This window comes from Methanobrevibacter wolinii SH (genome assembly GCF_000621965.1).
Taxonomy (GTDB): domain Archaea; phylum Methanobacteriota; class Methanobacteria; order Methanobacteriales; family Methanobacteriaceae; genus Methanarmilla; species Methanarmilla wolinii.
In genome coordinates this window covers 26,990-48,462 of sequence record NZ_JHWX01000018.1, presented here as the reverse complement: position 1 = coordinate 48,462, position 21,473 = coordinate 26,990, and the positions used below count along the sequence as shown (strand labels likewise).

Annotated in this window: 18 protein-coding genes; 2 read left to right on the top strand and 16 right to left on the bottom strand. The window is 23.4% G+C overall.

Annotated features, from left to right (window positions below; all coding sequences use genetic code 11):
* Positions 1 to 375 precede the first annotated feature (375 nt).
* The 13 genes from T523_RS03100 to T523_RS03040 form a co-directional block, all read right to left on the bottom strand.
* Positions 376 to 1,578, bottom strand: a complete 1,203-nt coding sequence (locus T523_RS03100; protein ID WP_042707462.1) for an LUD domain-containing protein — start codon at positions 1,576 to 1,578, stop codon at positions 376 to 378.
* A 32-nt stretch (positions 1,579 to 1,610) separates the two neighbouring features.
* Complete coding sequence (locus tag T523_RS03095) at positions 1,611 to 2,312, bottom strand: (Fe-S)-binding protein (RefSeq protein ID WP_042707461.1); 702 nt, start codon at positions 2,310 to 2,312, stop codon at positions 1,611 to 1,613.
* A 193-nt stretch (positions 2,313 to 2,505) separates the two neighbouring features.
* Positions 2,506 to 2,859: a DUF2304 family protein gene (locus T523_RS03090; protein WP_042707460.1), complete on the bottom strand. Its 354-nt coding sequence runs from the start codon at positions 2,857 to 2,859 to the stop codon at positions 2,506 to 2,508.
* A 149-nt stretch (positions 2,860 to 3,008) separates the two neighbouring features.
* Positions 3,009 to 3,698, bottom strand: a complete 690-nt coding sequence (locus T523_RS03085; protein WP_042707459.1) for a glycosyltransferase family 2 protein — start codon at positions 3,696 to 3,698, stop codon at positions 3,009 to 3,011.
* Positions 3,699 to 3,864: 166 nt separating this feature from the next.
* Positions 3,865 to 4,326, bottom strand: a complete 462-nt coding sequence (ribC, locus tag T523_RS03080) for a riboflavin synthase (protein ID WP_042707458.1) — start codon at positions 4,324 to 4,326, stop codon at positions 3,865 to 3,867.
* A 345-nt stretch (positions 4,327 to 4,671) separates the two neighbouring features.
* Entirely contained in the window at positions 4,672 to 5,733 is a 1,062-nt protein-coding gene (locus tag T523_RS03075) for an adenosylcobinamide amidohydrolase (RefSeq protein ID WP_042707457.1), read from the bottom strand.
* 213 nt (positions 5,734 to 5,946) lie between these two features.
* Positions 5,947 to 6,786, bottom strand: a complete 840-nt coding sequence (locus T523_RS03070; RefSeq protein ID WP_198016021.1) for an ATP-binding cassette domain-containing protein — start codon at positions 6,784 to 6,786, stop codon at positions 5,947 to 5,949.
* A gap of 178 nt (positions 6,787 to 6,964) precedes the next feature.
* The gene (locus tag T523_RS03065; protein WP_042707455.1) at positions 6,965 to 9,091 is read right to left on the bottom strand and encodes a heavy metal translocating P-type ATPase; all 2,127 of its coding nucleotides are present in this window, start codon (positions 9,089 to 9,091) and stop codon (positions 6,965 to 6,967) included.
* Between the two features lie 481 nt (positions 9,092 to 9,572).
* A complete protein-coding gene (gene cbiQ / locus T523_RS03060) occupies positions 9,573 to 10,295 on the bottom strand; it encodes a cobalt ECF transporter T component CbiQ (RefSeq protein ID WP_042707454.1) in 723 nt (240 codons plus the stop codon).
* Positions 10,296 to 10,369: 74 nt separating this feature from the next.
* On the bottom strand, positions 10,370 to 10,687 hold the full coding sequence (locus T523_RS03055) for an energy-coupling factor ABC transporter substrate-binding protein (protein WP_042707453.1): 318 nt from the start codon (positions 10,685 to 10,687) through the stop codon (positions 10,370 to 10,372).
* Positions 10,687 to 11,367 carry an energy-coupling factor ABC transporter permease gene (locus T523_RS03050; RefSeq protein ID WP_042707452.1) on the bottom strand — a complete coding sequence of 227 codons (681 nt, stop codon included), beginning with the start codon at positions 11,365 to 11,367 and terminating at the stop codon, positions 10,687 to 10,689. The genes T523_RS03055 and T523_RS03050 overlap by 1 nt, the downstream gene beginning before the upstream one ends.
* 529 nt (positions 11,368 to 11,896) lie before the next feature.
* A complete protein-coding gene (locus T523_RS03045; protein ID WP_156929587.1) occupies positions 11,897 to 12,685 on the bottom strand; it encodes a TatD family hydrolase in 789 nt (262 codons plus the stop codon).
* Positions 12,686 to 12,764: 79 nt separating this feature from the next.
* Positions 12,765 to 14,258 carry a DUF438 domain-containing protein gene (locus T523_RS03040; RefSeq protein WP_052334621.1) on the bottom strand — a complete coding sequence of 498 codons (1,494 nt, stop codon included), beginning with the start codon at positions 14,256 to 14,258 and terminating at the stop codon, positions 12,765 to 12,767.
* 327 nt (positions 14,259 to 14,585) lie between these two features.
* On the opposite strand from T523_RS03040, the gene pyrF reads away from it, so the two are divergent.
* The gene (gene pyrF / locus T523_RS03035) at positions 14,586 to 15,227 is read left to right on the top strand and encodes an orotidine-5'-phosphate decarboxylase (protein ID WP_042707450.1); all 642 of its coding nucleotides are present in this window, start codon (positions 14,586 to 14,588) and stop codon (positions 15,225 to 15,227) included.
* A 181-nt stretch (positions 15,228 to 15,408) separates the two neighbouring features.
* Here pyrF and T523_RS03030 read toward each other — a convergent pair whose 3' ends face one another.
* The 3 genes from T523_RS03030 to T523_RS03020 all read right to left on the bottom strand — a co-directional run bounded on the left by T523_RS03030 (position 15,409) and on the right by T523_RS03020 (position 19,224).
* A complete protein-coding gene (locus tag T523_RS03030) occupies positions 15,409 to 17,097 on the bottom strand; it encodes a hypothetical protein (RefSeq protein WP_042707449.1) in 1,689 nt (562 codons plus the stop codon).
* A 507-nt stretch (positions 17,098 to 17,604) separates the two neighbouring features.
* The gene (locus T523_RS03025) at positions 17,605 to 18,147 is read right to left on the bottom strand and encodes a hypothetical protein (protein WP_042707448.1); all 543 of its coding nucleotides are present in this window, start codon (positions 18,145 to 18,147) and stop codon (positions 17,605 to 17,607) included.
* Positions 18,148 to 18,225: 78 nt separating this feature from the next.
* Positions 18,226 to 19,224: a deoxyhypusine synthase gene (locus tag T523_RS03020; RefSeq protein WP_084486398.1), complete on the bottom strand. Its 999-nt coding sequence runs from the start codon at positions 19,222 to 19,224 to the stop codon at positions 18,226 to 18,228.
* Positions 19,225 to 19,465: 241 nt separating this feature from the next.
* Between T523_RS03020 and T523_RS03015 the strand changes: the two genes are divergently transcribed.
* Entirely contained in the window at positions 19,466 to 21,226 is a 1,761-nt protein-coding gene (locus T523_RS03015; RefSeq protein ID WP_042707447.1) for a HEAT repeat domain-containing protein, read from the top strand.
* Positions 21,227 to 21,473 lie beyond the last annotated feature (247 nt).

Sequence of the window (21,473 nt, the reverse complement as noted above, 5' to 3'; positions counted from 1 at the left end):
TTAAAATATAAACTAAAAAATTAAATAAAATTATTAAATTAAAATCAATTAAACACTTAAAAAAAATGCTTAAAATTGATTTTATAAAAAAATAATATAAAATATTAATTAAATATTTAAAATATTTCATTAATTAAAATATTAATCTGTTGAAAACCATTTATTATAAAAATTTTAAACTTAGTTAATACTTGAAAATCAATTTTTAAGAAAGTTTATTTTAAAAATTTTAAGAATTTCAACAAAGTTAAATCTTAAAAATCTATTTTAAGAAAGTTTATACTAATGATTTCAACAAAGCCAAATCTTAAAAATCTATTTTAAGAAAGTTTATTCTAAGGATTTCAACAAAGTCAAATAGATAAATTTAAAAATTTAATCATATGGTGAACCATTATTTTCAATATTATCCCTAATATGTTTATGTGGTTTCATATGATAATCAGTTTTAGATCTAAGATCTTCCATGATTTTATTAGTTGGAGTAGCAACTGGACAATTTAAGGTACACATACCACATAAAGTACACATATATAATTTATCATCATCCTTTACCTCATTTTCATTAAGGTATCTACTCATTGCAATACCTCGTCCACCAAGATAATAATTGAATCCAAAATCATTACCTACAGAATTATAAACTGGACAAGATACTACACAATTACCACAATTAATACACCATAAACATTCATCACGAGATTTACTTCTTCCATTGTCTAAAAATATAACAACGACTCTTTCTGCACCATACATTGGTTTTAAAAGTTTTTTCTCAATATCTGCTGTTTTTGATGGTCCTGCAATAATATTAATATAAGAGGATATTGGAGTACCAGTTCCATAAACTGCCTCAAGTTTACATATTGAAACGCAATCTTCAATAGTAGGAACTAATTTATCAATACCTGCAAGAACAATATGGAGATTTCTACTTGAAGCATATGCAACATTATACTCATTATGAACAATAGCAAATGCTCCATCTTCAGCTGCAATTGCATTAGCTCCAGTAATACCAACTTTTGCCTCATTAACATATTTTAATACATTTGAACGACAAGTTTCAAGAATAGTTTGATGAACTGGTGGAACATTAGTACCAAGAGCATTGTTTACAATTTCAGTAATTTCATCAATACTTAAATGTGCTGCAGGAGCAGTATTATGTGATGGTCTATTATCATGTTTCTTAAGTTGTAATAGTCTATCTCCTAAATCAGTTTCTACAACTTTAACTCCATTATCTTCAAGTTTATGTCTTCCATCAATTTCTCCCATTGTATTAGATTTAGATTTAATTACTAATTTGTTTTCAGAATCATATTCATTAATTAATTTTAGCATTAAATTTATTGCTTCATCACCATCAGCAGCAAAATAATATTCAATGTCATTTCTTTTAAAACTATCTTTAACTTCATCAATAAGCTTTTCATTATTTTTAATAGCTTCTTTACGAATATCTTGAACTCTTTTTTGAAGTTTTTTTGTTCTAGGATTATTAATTATTTCATCAGATCTAGATTTTAACATTTTAAATGAATTTTTCATTTGTTTAATTTCTCGTTCATCCATATTATCCACCTTATAAGTTGTTTAAGTAAATTTTAAATATTTTCATGTTTTAATGCCTTTGCAACAAATTCAGATAAATCTAAAACTTTCATGTCATCATCAGAATTTGAATTAAGATTTAATTTACAAAATGGACAAGAACTAATTAAAACATTAGAATCTGTATCTTTCGCTTGTTGAATTCTATTTTTAGCAATATCATTTGAAATTTCTGGAAATGCTGATTTTACACCACCACCAGACCCACAGCATAATGAATTTTCACGATTATTTTCCATTTCAACAAGATTAGCATATTTTTTAATAACATATCTTGGTTCATCAAATACTTTTAAAGCTCTACCTAAATGACAAGGATCATGATAAGTTACATTTAAATTAGAAAAATTATCATTTACTTCAATTTTACCTTCATCAATCAATTCTTTAATAAATTGAGATATATGAATTACATTTAAATCAGCATTTAAAAGATTTTTATAATCTTCACATAAAGTTTTATAACAACCTGCACAAGAAGTTAAAATTAAATCTTCATCTTTTAAATCTTCAAGATTTTTTTTCATTAATTCAAGAGCATCCTCTTCAAAACCACTTCTTAAAAGTACAGATCCACAACATTCCTCATTATCAAGAGTATGATAATCAACACCAGCTTTATCTAAAATATACCTTGTAGATTCTTCAATATCAGAATCTCTTTCTCTTGCAGTACATCCTCTAAAATATAACATTTAATCACACAAAAATTGATATTTAAAAAATAAATAATTAAAGAAACATTTAATATAATAATATTTTATATTATATAAATTTAATTTATAAAATTAATTTCTTTATTTACAATAAAAATATATTAAATTATAATATATATTTAGAGTTTATATTAATAAATAGTTACAATAAAATAAAAAAAGTTAAAAAAAATTAGTCATCATTATTATTTTGATTTTCTTCATTATCGATTGCTATTTTTCTAACAACCTTATCAATCTCATGATTTAAACTATCTAATTTAAGATTAATTTTAATTAAAAGATATCCTAACAATGCAATTGAAATAACAAATATTAAATCCAAACCTCTTTTAAAACCAATAATTCTTGCAATATTTGTTGTTGCATCAGGATATATACCAATTGCTACAATAATAAGTAGAATAATAATACTAACTACAAAAGTAGATAAAGTAACTTTTTTATTCTTATATCTAGAAGCTAATAATATAACAGCAATAATAGCAATAATAAAAACCAAATCTTGATATAATAATATTTCCATAATAATCCTCTGTTTTATCCAATTTAAGATAATTATTTAATAAATCACCACATATTAAGACAAATAATCTAAAAACACCACATAAACACACATATTAAGACAAACCAATCATCTAAATAAATCACCAAATAAGCACATATTAAGACAAATCATCTAAATAAATCACCAATCATCTTAAACATAATTTTTATACCAACAATAGCATTAGTTCCCTTATGTTGTGTTTCATCAGTATAAATTGTAGTAATAGGAACCTCATCAAAACTTATCTGATTATTCTTAATTTCTTTAATAAACTCTGAAGATACACCATAACCTGCTGAAACAACATCAATTTTTTTAGCAGCTTCTGATGAAAATGCTCTAAGGCCAGATTGTGAATCTTTAACTTTAATACCATAAAAAATATGGGTAAGGATATTCATTACATTATTTGCAAAACGCTTTGTAGTAGGCATATCTTCAAATATACGAGAGCCAATAACTGCATCAACTTTTTTATCTTGTAATGGTTTTAAAACCTTTGGAATATCTTCAAATGCATGTTGACCATCAGCATCAAATGTAATTATATATTTAGCATTATGTTTTAATGCATCAGTCATACCTGTTTTAAGAGCAGCACCTAATCCACGATTTATAATATGAGATACAATATAAATTTGATTAGGATAATCTTTTTGAACACTACGTGCAATTTCTAAAGTATTATCTTTTGATCCATCATTTACTAATATAATATGATAACCTAATTTAGAAATATCACGTAGAACTGTTTCAACATGTTTTTCTTCATTATATGCAGGAACTACTAAATATACACCTTCTGTATCTAACATATTTTTACCTAATAATTTTTAATAATAAATTCATTTTATACTTAATTAAATAATACCCTACAATTATATTTCTAAAAAATAATACCACTAAATAAACAAGATAAACAAAATATTTATTTAAAATAATAATAAATTAAAAAATAAAATTTAATAGAAATTTAATAAATTATACAGGACCTGCATCATCAAATCCTTCACGTTTACCTTGACCTGCTTCTTTTCTCATTTGTTTTGGATTAAACAACATTTTATAAACATTTTGAGCATGTTGTCTTGCTCTATTGTCTGCTAATACTTTAAGTTCTTTATCAGTATCAACTTCATCTTCATGAACAAATACTTCAATAATATGAGTATTAGTCATTAATTGTGCTCTAATTAATCCAGTAGATGCTTCATGAGAACACATTTTATCTTTTTTCTGAGGTCCTGGCATACCTAAAGCCATTACAATATCACAGCCTTCTTCTTCAATAAGTTTTTTACTAGCAACAGGAAGATCTTTAATACCAGGAACAGTTACTCTAATAATTTTAGTATCACTAATATATTTTTTAAGCTCATCTTCTGCTGCTCCACCCATATCAAATCTTGCAAATGTAGTATCACATATTCCTATTTTTTTCATAATTAACCTCTAATTAATTATTATATAATAATTAAATTTTATTGTTCTTTTTATATAAAATTATAGAAAAATTAAATAAAATTCATTAAAACATTTAAAAATTGATATAAATTAAAATATTCAATACTTTAATAATATAAATTTATTAAAGATTTATTTAAAATTTTAACTTATTTATATAAGTTTAAATTTAAATTAAATAAAAATTAATCAAAAATTAAAACTTCTAAAATCTTTAAAACCACAAAAAAAACCAATCTAAAAATTAAAAAAAACCCTAAAAATTATTAGAAACCTAAAATTAAAACTCCTAAAAATAATTATATTATAAAAATATTTATAAAATTATTTTAGATAATAATTAATCCAATATTTAAGTAATTCTTTAACTTCAGAAGAGTCTTTATCTGTAAATAATTTATTAATAATTAAAATTGACATATTATATGCTGTTTTTTTATTTAATAAATCATATCTTACTTCATCAATAAGATGAACAATTAATGATGTTATAGCAACCATTTTTGGATTATGATTAGCTTTAATTAAATTTAAAATAAAATTTTCCATTTCTTTTATTGTAAAATCTTTATAAAAATCATTAATATCTAATTTAAATCTATATAATCTATTTAATACCGTTGATTGTGAGCTTGGACTAATCCATACTTGTTTAAGATTTGCTTCCTTAATAGATTCTTTTACTGCTTTTCCAATTAATTCTCCTAATTTTGAATGTTTACCTGTATTTTCAATTAAATTATCAGATTTTTTATCAGATATTATAATAAGTCCATCAGTACCAGTACCAGTTGCGATTTCATTAGAATATTGAGAAGGTATTAATAATTCTTGTAAAGCTGCTGCTTTTGCTTCAGTAGCAGTAACCATTGCATTTAATAAAGAATTTTCATTTAATTTAGAATTAATAAGAATAATTGTATTAATAGTTCCAATTTTTTCATGAGTATTCTCTTTTTTAAATAAATAATACTCATGATTTTCTTCATAATAAGAAGCAGAATCACCTGCTCTTACTGCATTAACTTTTGTACCTGCAGTAGTAATTGCAGTAACAGAAACTTTTTTATAAGATTTTGTTATTATAGATGTGTTTTTCATATCTGCATGTGTAAGTAAACCAGATGTTTTCTTATTATCAAGACCAATATTATTTACAGAATCTGAAAGAAATTTATCAATTGTTTTCATGTCTATTTTATTAATTACTTCAGTTGATAGATGCATATTAAAAACAGATTTAAGATTTTTTCTATATCCTCCATTTAAATAAGATATAGATACTCCATTTTTTTCATATGGAAATTCTACAAAAAGAAAATCAGAATTAACATATATTTTATCATGTGATAATGTTTCATATATTAACTTAAAGTCAGAATTCATAAATATCAACAAAACTAAAAAATAAAAATTAATAATAAAAATAAAATAATTAAGACATAAACAAATTAAAAAATAAAAATCAATATACTCTCTTAAAAAATACTTTATTCAAGAATTAAATTTTCTAAAATATAAAATTAAATATATTCTAAATTTAATGATTTTAATAAAAAATATTAATCAAATATTTACAATAAAAAATTAAAATAAAAATTATTGTTTATTTAATAATAATTCAACTAATTTTTCTCTTGCTTCTGCAATTGTTAATGGATAATCTCCATTAAAATTTATTGAATCTTCTTTTTCTAATATTTCAGCTAAATGTGCCATTCTAGGAAGTCTTAAATTAGCTTTTCTAACTAAATCAACATCAGAAAATACTTCCTGAGGTGTTCCTGATTTAAGAATAGCACCATTACTAATAATAAATATCTTATTTGAATATACTGGAACTAAATCTACATCATGTGTAGAAATTATAATAGTCATACCTTCATTATTTAATTCATATAATAATTGAAGAATATTAGATGCTCCTTTAGGATCAAGACCAGATGTAGGTTCATCAAGTACCATTAATTCAGGACTCATAGCTAGTATACCTGCAATAGCTACTCTTTTCTTTTGACCTCCACTTAAATGGTGTGGTGCTTTTCTTTCAAATCCAGACATCCCTACTTTTTTAAGACACCTAGTCACAATTTCTTGAGTTTCCTCTTGAGAATAACCTAAATTTAATGGTCCAAAAGCTACATCTTCTTCAACAGTTGGAGCAAATAATTGATCATCAGGATTTTGAAAAACAATACCTACTTTTTGTCTTACTTTCATTAATCCTTTTTTAGAGTAATCTATAGGTTCACCATCAATTAAAACTTCTCCTTTACTTGGTTCATAAATACCATTAAAATGTAAAAATAATGTTGATTTCCCTGCACCATTTTTACCTAAAAGAGAAACCATCTCTCCTTTTTTAACATTAAAATTAATATTATTTAAAGCAAGAGTTCCATCAGGATATTTATAACTAAGATTTTTAACTTCTAAAATATTAATTCCTCCACAATAATTACTATTAAATTTATTCTTTATTATTTATAAATATTAAGATAAATTTAAAAAATACTAAATTTAACTTTAGTAAAATTTCAATTATTAATTAAAAAATTATAATTTTAAGATGATTTATATCTTAAATTTAAAGTATATAAACAATCTTAAAATATCTTTAATTTGAATTATGATAAATATCACAGTTATGACGGAATTTAGTATGATGAATATGCTTATGAGAATGTTTTATTCCATTAGGAGTTTTAACCTCATTTAAGATTTTAACTCCTTCATGTAAATGTGTAGGTTCACCATATTTATGTAAATGCATATGAGTATGTTCTAAATTATCACCAATAATTTTTTCACTATCATTTAAAGATATATTTTCAATTCTTTTAATATTAGATGAATCTTCATTTGTAATCTCATCATCAAAATGTCTATCATATAATAATGCAGCATTTAATACTACAAGACAACTACCAGCATTATGAACAATTGCACCAGTTACAGGATTTAACCATCCTAAAACTGACATTATAATTGCAACTGCATTAATACACATTGAAAGACTTATATTAAATTTAATAGTGAATAATGTAGAATTTGATAAACGTTTAAGATAAGGAATTTTTTGAATATCATCACCAAGAAGTGCAATATCTGCAGAATCAATTGCAATATCACTACCAATAGAACCCATTGCAATACTTACATCAGCTGTTTTCAATGCAGGTGCATCATTTACACCATCACCAATCATACAAACTTTTTTACCTGATTTTTTAATATCTTCAATGATTTTTAATTTATCTTCAGGTAATAAATCTGCTTTAATATTTTCTATATTAACTTTAGATCCAAAGTACTCTGCAGTATTTTTATTATCTCCAGTTAATAAAATAGTTTCTGTATCTAAATCATGTAATGATTTTATCATATCCTTTGAATCTTCACGTATTAAATCAGAAAGACCAATAATTCCAACAGTCTTCTTATTTAATGCTATTATTATTGATGCTTTACCTTGTTTTTGTAAATTATCTAATTTATTTATTAAATCATTACTAATACTTATATCCATTTCTTTAATAAATTTAATATTACCACAATAAACATTTCCATAAGAGTTATTACAAGATACTCCTTTTCCAGGATACATTTTAAAATTTTTAGGATTTTCTATATCAATTGATTTAATTTCAATATTTTCAACAATAGCTTTAGCAAGAGGATGTTCACTCCTTTTTTCAGCAGAACCTGTCATTAAAAGAATATCTTCACTTGTTAAATTATTATCTAATGAAATAACATCAGAAACAACAAGATTTCCATATGTTAAAGTTCCTGTTTTATCAAATGCAATTGTATTAAGTCCACCTAATGTTTCAAGTGCTTCACCAGATTTAATTAAAACACCATGTTTTGTAGCTTGACCAATTGCTGCCATAATAGCAGTAGGAGTAGCTAAAATTAATGCACATGGACAAAATACAACAAGAACAGTTACACCTCTTTCAATATTACCAGTAATTAACCATGCAGCAATAGCTATAAATAATGCAACAGGAACTAACCAAGTAGCCCATTTATCAGCAATTCTTTGTGTAGGTGCTTGTTTATTATCCGCTTCTTTTACAAGATTAATTAATTTTTGAAGTGAAGAATTTTTACTAAGACTTGTTGCTCTAATATCAATAGCACCATAAAGATTTACAGTACCACAATAAACTTCATCTCCAATTTCTTTATCAACTGGTAAAGATTCACCAGTTATAATTGATTGATCTATTGAAGAATTACCTTCTATAATCTCTCCATCTATAGGTATATGTTCCCCGGGAAGTATCCTTAATTTATCACCTAATTTAACTTCATCAACTAAAACAATATTTTCTTTATTATCTTCAGATATTATTCTTGCCTTTTGTGGAGTTAAATCAATTAAACTTTTAAGACCTTTTTTAGCTCTTTCAACTGTCCAATCTTCTAATAATGCACCTAAAGCCATAATCCATGCAACTTCCCCTGCAGCAAATATTTGTCCAATAAGTAAAGATGCTACCATAGCAATTGTAATAAGAAGTGCAGATGAAACCCATTTCTCTTTAATTAATCTAATTAATGCAAGATATACTAATGGAACACCACTAATAAAAATTACAATCCAAGATGGATCTAACCATATAGGAACATTAATATGAAGTATCATTAAAATTATTGCAATTAATAAAAATATACCTGCAATAACTGTCATTTTTAATCCAGCAAGAAAATTCATAAATTCTTCAAATTTCATATTACCTTTTCTCTTTAATAAAAATTTTAAAAATTAAGAAATATTATTTAATTTAAATTAAAATACTTCTCAAATCCATTATATAAAGACATATTTTTCTATTTTAATATTTAATTAAGTAATACTTTTTTAAAAAACACTTATAAAAGAGTATTACCTAACTCAATAAAAAAAACTCAAATTATAAAATTTGAGTATAATTAAATAAATTTAAAAATTCCATTTTAATACTTTTTTAAAAAACACTTATAAAAGAGTATTACCTAACTCAATAAAAAAAACCAATTATGGGCTTTAACTAAATGTGAAAAAACATAAAAGTATTACTTTTTTTAGTTTTATTTAAATATTAAGTATTACTTACAATTTATAAAAAATCCAATTTTTTGATTAAACAAAAAAATTAGATAGTAATACAATATACAATTTTATTTATATATTAGTAATACTTAAAGATTACTTTAATAAAATTAAGAAAAAATTAAGAAACAACTAATTTTGGATAAGAACTTTTCTTTCTATCTGGTTTATAAACTGGTAACTCACCAGTATAACATCTAGAATCAAGAGATCTTTGTAAAGTATCACTTTTTTCTAATGAAGTAATAAATAAGTTAGAAAACATTGTTCCAAATGATTTAAATGCTGTCATAGAAGTTGTTAAATAACCTAAACGAGATTTTTGAGCATTTCTCATAGTTTCTGTTCTTTCAATAAAAATAAATATTGCATTATACATTAATACTGAAATTTCACAGAATATTTTAGGAACATGAATAGATCTTAATACATGCATTACATCAGTAATTGGAGTTGTTAAAGCTAAAAAGCCTAAAGAAGCAAAACAAGCAAATACTCTAAAGAATGTAAGTACAGATATGTAATAAGAATATGTTGTAATACCAATACCCCAGTAACCACTATCCCAAATATATGCTCCTTGTGGGAAAAAGAATAATAAAAATATACAAGTAAGGAATGTGAAACTAAAAGGTATTGCTAAGAATTTCAAATAATCTTTAAGTGAAACGCGTGCAACAGCTAATATTAAAATTGATGAAATAACAATTACAGCAAAAGAGTAATAATTATTACTTAAAATTAAAGCTGAAAACAAAAAGAAAAATGAAATCAAAACTTTAACATAAGGATTTTCATCACTAATTCGATTAGTATGAGCAATATAATCAATATCAAATTCCATATATTCACCTAAATTACCATAAATAAAATTTTAACAATGTATTTTAAAAATTTAAAGATAAAAAAATGAAAAAATTAATTTCCATTAATTTTATCTTTTTGTTCTTGTTTTTTAATAGAAGCAGAAGCTCTCCAATAACCAAATGCATAACCAATGATTATAGCACCAATTGCTGCTTGTACTGCAAATAATAAACTTTCAATTTCTCCAGATGGAGGAGTCCAAAGTGAATTAAACCATGGTTGATAACCTGTTTCACTTACTGCATCAGAACCTTTATCATCAGATCCTCCAAAGTATCCTTGGTCTTCACCTAAACCACTATAAATTACAAATGGAGCAACTAAAAGAATAATTACTAAAATTAATAAAATCCAATTTTCATGTTTCATTAGTCATCACCAGTTGGAATATCTTTAGGATTAATAACATGTAATTTTTCTAAAAGTTCAGGTTTATATGCAAGTAAACCATTCCATATAATGACAGTAAGTAAACCTTCAGCAATACCTAATGGTATTTGAGTAGGCATAAATACTATAAAGAATTTAGCAAATGCTAATCCAAAATTAGGTACAGGGAAAGCACATGCAAGTTCAACAGAAGTAACAAAGTAAGTCATAATATCTGCAATAAATGCAGTTAAAAAAATTGAAACTTTTGTATTAACATTAGCTTTAAGACAAGCTTTATAAATTAACCAACCTACAAGAGGTCCTACAATACCCATAGATACACAATTTGCACCTAAAGTAGTAATTCCACCATGAGCTAAAAGTAAAGCTTGGAAGATTAATACAATAGTTGCAAGTACACCAGTAATAGCTGGTCCAAATAAAGCTACACCTAAACCATTACCACATGGATGAGAACAACTACCAGTTACAGAAGGCATTTTTAATGAAGATAAAACAAACATAAATGCACCAGATACTGCAAGTAATGCTTTTGTTTCTGGATATTTCTCTGTAATATTTTTAATTTGATAAATTCCATAACCAACAATAGGTATCATAATAATATACCATATAAGACACCATAATGGTGGAAGGAATCCTTCCATAATATGCATTATTAAATCTCTCCTTAATTTTTTATGAAAATCAAATTAACTTAATTAAAAATTAAGTATAATTGATATATATTAATATAAACTAATAACTATTTAAATATTTCCAAAGAATAAAGAAAAGTTATTTTTAAAATAATTAAATAAAAATTGTTTTATATAAATATTATATTAAATAAGTATATAAAATTTAAGTATAATTTAAAATAATTATAATATAATTTAAAAAAATGAAACAATGAGAAAAATAAGCTAAATATAATTAATAAGATGATTAAAATATGATAAAATAATAAAACATATAACTAATAATATCACATTTAATTAAACATTAACATGAAAAAATGATAAAAAAATATAAAAATTTTAAAATATACTTTAAAAAAAGATAAAAATTAATAAAGTAAACTTTAAATAAAATAATTTAACTTAATTAAAAAATCCTAAAAATAAATAAAAAATAAAGATAAAAATTAATAAACTAAACTTTAAATAAAATAATTTAACTTAATTAAAAAAATAAATAAAATAATTAAATATTAAAGAATTTTCTAGTATTTTCATATACTTGAATTCCAAGATCATTAGAATCTAAATTCATTTCTTTAGCAATTCTATTAAGAATATGTGGTAAATATTTAGGTTCATTTCTATGTTTTTTAGGTTTAGGTTTTAAATCACGTGGAATTAAAAAAGGACCATCTGTTTCAATCATTAATTTATTAGGCGGTATATGTTTTACTGCTTCTCTTAACTCATCACCACGTCTTTCATCACATATCCAACCAGTTACGCCAATAAAACACCCAAGAGATAAATAATCTTCAACCTCATATTTATCTCCTGTAAAACAATGAACTACAGATTTTTTAGCAACATTTGGAAATTCTCTTAAAATCTTTGAAAAATCAGAATATGATTCTCTATCATGTAAAAATACAGGCATATCTAACTCTTCAGCAAGTTCTAACTGTTTTTTAAACCATTTTCTTTGTATGTTTTGTGGAGAATAATTACGATTATAATCAAGCCCACATTCACCTATAGCAACAACTGAATCATTTTTTGCAAGTTTTTTTAATGTAGGAATAGTATTTTCATCACATGTTTTAGCATCATGTGGATGAACTCCTGCAGTAGAATATAAAATTCCTGGATATTTTAAAGCATAATCAGAAGCTAAAATACTTGAATTAATATCTGATCCAGTAATAATTGCTTTTGAAACACCAACTTTATTTGCATTAATCATGACATCCTTACGATCTTTATCATATGATTTATGCATTAAATTTAATCCAATATCTATAAATTCCATAATATCACGAATATTTTATAAAATTAATAAATAAAATAATATAATAAATTTATATTATACACCAAATATATGAGTGTAATATTTAATGTTTAATTGAATCTTTATTATCATTATTTAATGTATCAATAATTTTTTCTAATGGTAAAACTGCTTCCATTGTACCTAGATAATTATCTTCTTCATCACGTAAAGCATAGTAATTAATTAATACTTTTTGATGTTTTTTAGATCCAAGAACATACATACTATCTCTTTTTCCAGATTTAAAATCTTCAATTAAACCACGTACAACTGGTTCAACTTTTTTAGGATGGCATGCATAAACTTTCCTATTAAGAGCAATATGAGGTCTTTCAAATAATTTTTCACCTTCATCAAAGAAACGATTAATATCATTTTCATCAATTATAGTTATTTCAACTGGAAGGAGATTTAATACAGCACGTAATTGTTTTAAACTAATTACACCACCAGGTAAATTTATTTTATCATCATTAACAGTTGTATATTTAATATTTTCACTTACTTCATCCCATTTAGGAATTTCATCAATTAAACAAGGACCATAAACATCAAAATCACGTGCTATTTCAATCCATTCTTCTTTCTTAAAATATTCAGCACATAATGGGAATAAAATATTTTCTTCTTTATATACCATTTCTTTAATACGTTTTAGTAATTTTTTAATATCCTCTTCTTTACCTTCAGTTTCATGTATAATCCCAGATAAAGTATCAAGAATTTCATCTTCAACTCCCCACATTACATCAGAAGGTCCAGGGAAATTATATTCATCTTTTAATAATGGAAATATTAACTCATCTTTTTTACCATAATGTTTTGTAATATTTTTAAGGATTTTCAATTTTTTTCTAATATTTAAAGCAGATTTTCCATTATTTAAATCTTCTTCAATTTCATTAACAAGTAAATTAATCTTATTATTTTCTAAAACTAGAACATTAATTGGATGACCTTTAATTTTCATATATTCTGCTGCTTTACTTGCACCTTCACTATCTTCATCTTCACCAAGCATAGAATTTGCTTCTTGTTTACCAAGTTCCATTTCTGTTTCTAACATTTCCATTCTTTCAGCATCAGTCATATCATGGAATAAAGCTGCATGAACATCACATAAACGTTGTACCTCATTTAAATCAAAACCTTCTCCAATAAGAGTTTGTTCTGCTTTTGCTATTTCTTTAGCAGAAACATGTCTAAAATTATCTTTAAACTCTTCTTGAATATTTTCTAAAGGTTCACCATTAGATAATCTTTTTATATAACTTTTTAATAATTCAACACGTTCAGATGGATTATTTGCTTTTTGTTTATTAATATCAGATTTTTCATTATTAATAACTTCAAAACCTTCATCTTCAAATTTTTTAATAATTTTATCTAAAGGAATATTTTTAATTTTTGAACCTTTAGGTATGGTTACAATTTGCCCCATTGATTCTAAATTTTGTGAAATAGCTTTAAAACCTAATTCAATCATAATATCTTTAACTTCTGGATATTCTTTTATTAATTCTGCAACTGGTTTATTTAAATCAAGTATTTTCATATTAATCACCATAATAAATTAAATAATTTTTTTAAATTATACTTAATTATAATATTATAAATTAATAATAATAAAATTTTAGATACAAAATATTAATAATTTCATATTAAAGATTATATAAAAAAATATTAATCCACAAAAAACAAAGAAAAATAATATAATTTTAAATATAAAAAATACCAATTTAATTTTCTTATAAACACCATATGAAAATAATATTTATTAATTTTAAAGACTAAAAAATAAAAAAATAATAAATATAAAAAATATAATAAAAATATAAGAATTTTTAATTAAAATATATAAAAATCTTAAAGTAGTGAAAATATGATTGTTAAAAACAATATTATATTAGCATTAGATGTAATGACAATGGATGAAGCAATAAATATATGTGAAAAAGTATCAAAGCAAATAGATACTATAAAAATAGGATATCCATTAACACTTGCAGTAGGAACAAATTGTATTGAACAATTAAAAGATCAATTTGGATTTAAAATTATATGTGATTACAAAGTTGCAGATATTGGTCCAACTAATGATAAAATAGCTGATATTACTTTTTCACATGGTGCAGATGGACTAATCTGCCATGGATTTGTAGGAAAAGATAGTGTTGAAGCATGTCTTAATAAAGCTAAGGAATATGGAAAAGATTTATTTTTACTTACTGAAATGTCACATCCAGGAGCTAAAAAATTTTTACAACCAGTAGCAGATGATATTGCTAAAATGGGTGTTGAAATGGGAATAAATAATTATGTAGCACCTGCAACAAGATTAGATAGACTTCAAGACATTAGAAATATTGTAGGAAAAGATGCATTTATTATATCACCAGGTGTTGGTGCTCAAGGAGGAAGTGCAAAAGAAACACTTAAAATATCTGATGCTGTTATTGTTGGAAGAAGTATTTATCAATCAAATAATCCAGAAGAAGCTGTTAAAAATATTTTAAATAAATAAAATTTTAAATTTATTTAATTTTTAATTAAATAATTTTTTTAAAGATTCTATAACGTTAAAAACAATAAAATTTTAATTAACTAAGTTTTAAAAGATATTATAAAGTTTAAAATAATAAAATTTTAACTAAATTTATAAAAAAAGAAAAAAATTCATTAATTAAAATGAATTTTAAAAAGAACTATTTTTCTATATAAATTGGAATATTCCACCTTAAACTATTAAAGTTTCTATCATTAGAATAATAAGTAACTACGAAGTTATTTTTACCTAATTTTAAATTTTTATTTAAGTAATAAACAAAACCATTTCTATCAGTTTTTTTAATTACATATTTAGAAAATGAATTAACTCCAACAGTTACATATTTACCAGACATAGCTTTTTTATTAAATGTGAAATTTAATCCTAATGATTTACCTTTCTGTAAATGATATGTTAAGTAATACTTATTATTATTCACATAAACATTGTAATAAACATTTTTAAAAGAAAGTAAAACACTTGCTTTATTTACAGTAACTGTAGTTTTTTTAGCTAAATAAACACCTGCAGAGTTAATTTTAGCTGTAACTCCATATCTTCCAACACCATTATTAACAGAAAATATTGCTACACCTTTTGAATTAGTTAATTTAGTGTAAGTCCTACCAGCAATAGTAAAGAAAACTTTTTCTCCAGAAACAGATTTACCTCTGTAGGTTAAAGTTGCTGTAAAAGGAGCATTTGGATCTTGAAAAGTCTTAGTAAGTTTTTTAATATTTAAATTAACATATTTCTTATTCCATTTATAAACTGTTATTTTTGATGATTTTGAAATTTTAATACCATATTGATTTAAGGTTGCAGTTGCAATATAAGATTTTGGAGCTAAATTAATAGCTAAATATGCAATACCATTATTATTAGTTCTAATTTTATAATTAGATTTTCCAATTTTAACATAGATATCTTGGTTTACAATAGGTTTACCATCATATGTAACTAAAACAGTGTAAGTTTTACTATCTTTATATTCTTTATTTAAATTTGAAACTTTTACATTAAGTTTAGATTTATCCCATTTTAATACTTTAATACTAGAATTACATTTAATGTTTGTATCAGGAATTGAAGTTATTGCATTATAATCTCCAGGATGTAAATTGATTTGAAGATATGCCTTACCTTCATTATCAGTAAGAACTTTATAATTCACACCAAGTATATTAATAATTACACTAGCATTTTTAACTAAATCTCCATTAGAATTTCTAACAATAACTACAAGTTTTGTACCATTTCTACAATACATTGTAATATTATCTGCAGTTAAATTTAAATTATTATTAGGAATAGCTATATAAGTTTTTTGAGATTGAGATTCAATATAAGTTATATTATCTTCTGTAGAACTTATATTATTATACTTAGTAATAATTGTATAATTACCAATATTAGAAGGTGTCCATGTAAAAATAGCTTTATTACCTTTAACATCTTTAGTTTGGTTAAATACAGTTATGTTACCATTTAATATTTTTATAGTTACATTACCAATATTAATAATTTTATTATTATCAGTAGAAACATTAACAGTAATATTAATAGGATCATAAACTCCAGAAGAGTTCACAACATCAATATCTGTACTTGTATTAAGATTATTAATTGTTTCATTTTCTGTAATGTTTCCAGTATTATTTGTAATATTTTCATTAGTTGTATTATCAAGTTCATTGATAATATCTGAACTAAAAACTGATACAGAAGAATTATCAATATTAGTTAAAACTGTATTATTAGATGAATCTGTAGCAGAAACACTTGTAATACATACTAAAATAATTATAAATAAACTTAAAATAATAAATTTATTATAATTCTTCATTATATCCTCCAATAATTTTTTTAATAACTATTATAATATTTAATTTCTTAAAATTAAATATTAATCAAGTTTTTAATGAAAAATAAAGTTAATTTTATTAATCATATATTATACTTTATAAAAAATAAATATATAAATATTTCCTTAATAAAATTAAATAAAAAACAAAATAAATTAAATAATGTTTAAATATTTATAAAATTTAATAAACAAGAATATAAAATATAATAAAAAATAATAAATAAACTTATATGTATGTAAAATATTTTTGATATTTTAAAAAATTAATATAAATTAAAATAAATTACTAAAGCTTAAAAATAAATAAAAAAGAATTAAAAATATTATTACATAAAAAAATAAATGGCTTTAATAAAGTTAAATCTTTAAATAAATAAATTTTCAAAGAAAAAAAAACTAAAAATTAGAAAAATAATGAAAAGTATATAATTTAAAAGTTTAAATTAACTAGATATTTTTTAAATAAAACCTTTCTATATATATACTTTAAAAATCTAAATTAATTAGATAATTTTCAAATAAAATCCTTCCAATTTCATAGGATACTTCAAAACATAAGAAAAAGACAAAAGTCCAAATATTTAAATATCCAAAGAGTGCAAGAATTAAAACTACAACTTTCATTGTAAATCTATAATCAAAGAAATACATTAAAAATTTACTAGCAGAATAAATCTTTTCATTATCATTTCCAATTTCATCAATTAATGCAGATAAAATAATAATCCCAAGTATTATTAAATTTAAATGAGGAATTGATAAAAAGTATAGTAAAACCAAAAATACAGCTAATGTAACTATATGATGTATACCATCAACCTTTAAACCAAGTAAATTTCCAATTAATATTCCAATAAAAATATATGCACCATCAACATTTGAACCAGTAACTATTGCACAAGTTATTCCACATAAAACTCCAACTAAACTTGCAAGAACTTTATTATGTTTTTCATCATAAATATCATCAGATATTTTCATGAAAAATCCAGACAATGCATAAAGTATTGGTAAAATAATAAATTCCACTAAAATAACCTCTAAAAACTATAAAAATTCATTTTAAATAATAAATCCAACTAAATAGCTAAAACTATAAAAGCACAATTATTCATTGAAAGAATCCATAGCACCAGCATATATAAGTGGGAATAATATAGTAGTATCACCTATAACAGTAACTAATTTAGATTCATGTTGTGCTTTAGACCAACTAATAGCTTCTTCAAGAGGTGCACCACTGAGACTTCCAGTTTCTGGTCTATCCATTGTAATTTGAATACCAGAATCAATACCTCCTTTTAAAAGAGTACACGCTAATGTATAATGTTTAGGAATACTTCCACCTAACATTATTGCACCTGTTTTTTCTTTTTCAAATACGATATCAGATAAATGATGCATATCTCCAACAGCATCTACTGCAAGATTGTGATCTTGAGTAAATATCCATAATTGAAGACCAATCATACTATCAATAAGTCCTGGTGAAAAAATATGAACACCATGTTCTGCTGCAAGATGTAAAATAGAATTCTCATCATCAATTAAAAGTCCAAATTCATATAATAATTTTTCAATAGATATAATACTTTTATCTTTATCATTATCATATTTTTTACAAATAACCTCTAACATTTCAGTAATCCTATATTCAAATACTTCAAAGTCATCATTTTGTGTATAAACATCAGCTATTCTTCCAATTCCAGCATCATTAAGTTCAACATCATTATGGCCAAAATCTTTATAGTGTCTTCCACCAAATGCTTCAACCATATCATGAGTTAAATTAGCACCACTAGTAATTAAAACATCAATTTCTTCTTTTCTAATCATATCTGCAATAACATTACGAAGACCACCAGGAACCATAGGACCTGCAACTGAAAGAAATACTTGCATGTTTTCATCATTAATCATATCAACAAGAAGATTTCTTGCTCTTGAAACTCTTCCAGAACCTAAAACACCAGAAGAATCAAATTCATCAATAAGCTCACTAACTTTCATATCATGTTTAAGTTCAATTTGTTTAACTTTATGAGCTTTAATTTTCGGATTAACCCTTTTTGAAATATTATCTAAACCTTTATTTTCTTCCATAATACCACATAATAAAAAAATGAATATATTAATAATTATAATACAAAATTCTAATTTTAAGATTTAAAAAAGACTATTAAAATTAAAAACAATAAGCAATTGTTTTTAAATAGTCATAAAAAACATTAACTTATTAAAATAAGAATTATATAATTATATATATCATATAACATTTATAATATTAATGAATTATTTAAAAAAATAAAGATTAAATTAAAACACAACAACGGTTAGTGGTATTATGGGATTTATGGAAAAACTAAATAAAAAAGGTATTTATAGTGATTCTATAAGTGAAAGAATCCATTCTATTGAAACTGAAAATTTAGATTTAGAAGAACTTATTGATGTTGCCCGTAATGATGAATCATGGGAAGTAAGATCTGCAGCATATATGAGAATAGGTTCTGAAGATTATGGTTACTTAGAAATCGCATATAATGATGGTAATATAGAAAATGCACTTAAAGCTGTAAGAAGTATTAAAAATATAGATTTACTTGATGACCTTGCACTTAAAGCTAGAAACGACCAAGTAAGGAAAGTAGCAGTTGCAAAAATTAGAAACAAAAGAATTCTTAAAAAAGTTGCATTAGAAGATCAAACTCCTACTATTTGTAATATTGCATTATCAAGAATAAATGAGGAAAAATTATACAAAGAAGCAGCAATTAGAAATTCTAATTTCACAGTTGGAAAATTTGCATTAAGTCAAATAACATCTATTGAAGATATCTATTGTATTGCATTAAATAGTAAATGTAAAGAAACACGTTTCATTGCAACAGATATAATAGAAAATGAAGATATATTAGAACAAATTGCTATTAAAGATGAAGACATTGATGTTGGTATTATTGCAGTAAATAAAGTTAAAGATGAAAATAAACTTAAAAAAATTGCATTAAATAGTAACTGTCTTAATACACGTGGTATTGCTACAGATAGAACTTATGATTTAAACTCTTTAAAAGAAATTGCAATTGCAAATAGAAATAACGATATGGCATATATTGCACTTGAAAAAATAGAAGATAATGATATCTTAAGAGAAATTGCATTAACTGCAGATAAAGAAGAATTTAAATTAGCAGTAATTGACAAGATATATGATGAAAAAAGTCTTCTAGATATTGGTCTTAATAGTAAAAATGATACTATTAAAAAAGTAATTGTTAAAAAAATCGATGATGATGATATGCTGAAAGAATTATATATTAACAATAAAAATCCACAGCTTAAAGATGAAATTGTTAAAAAAATCGATAATGAAGATATATTATATACAATTTATGAAGAAGATGAAGATTTAAAAGTTAAAAAGGATATTGTTAAAAAAATTAACAATGAAGGATATCTTAAAGAAATACTTGAAAACTCTAAAAACTCAAATATTAGAAAAATCATTGTAGATAAAATAGAAGATAAAGAAATTCTTAAAATAATAAGTAAAAAAGATACAGTATGGGAAATACGTGCAGTAGCTAATGAAAAATTAGGAAATACTGAGGAAGCACTTAAAGAGATTTTAAATAATACAAATGATTCAGAAATATTTTATGAATCATATGATGAATTAAAAAATGAAGGTATAAGTATACCTGAATTTATTAAAAACAAAAAATGTTTTATGGATACATTACTTGTACCTTATGAAAAAACATTATCTTATTATGAGAAATTAGATGAAAGATATCCATTAAAACAAGAAGAAAATTCTGAAGATAATAAAATTAATGTAATTAAAGAACATGAAAAACAATGTAGAGAGAAAATAAAATTATTTAAATCTAAAATCAATGAAATCAGCTCAGAAGGAAAAGAAAAAATATTGATTCTTGCTTTAAATGAAAAAAATTATGAATCACATAAAGTAGCAGTACAAATGATTGATGATAGAGAAACTTTAGCTAAGATTGCTGAAAATGAAGACGAATATCCAAGAATCCGCAGATTAGCTCGTTCAAAACTTGAAGAAATAGATAATATTGTTATTATTTAATTTCTTTAACTTTTTTTCTTAAAGTTTTTTATTAGTATTTTAATAATAAATTATTTAAAAACCAGTTTATCTAAACCTCTTATTTTAAAACCTTAAAATTACTCAATTAAGAACATAATCTATTTAAAAACAAGTCCTTCAAAACTTCTTATTTTAAAACCTTAAAAAAATATCTAAAATTACTATTTTAAAAATAACAAAATAAAAATTATCTAAAACTAAAAAAATTATTATTTTTAAAACCTTA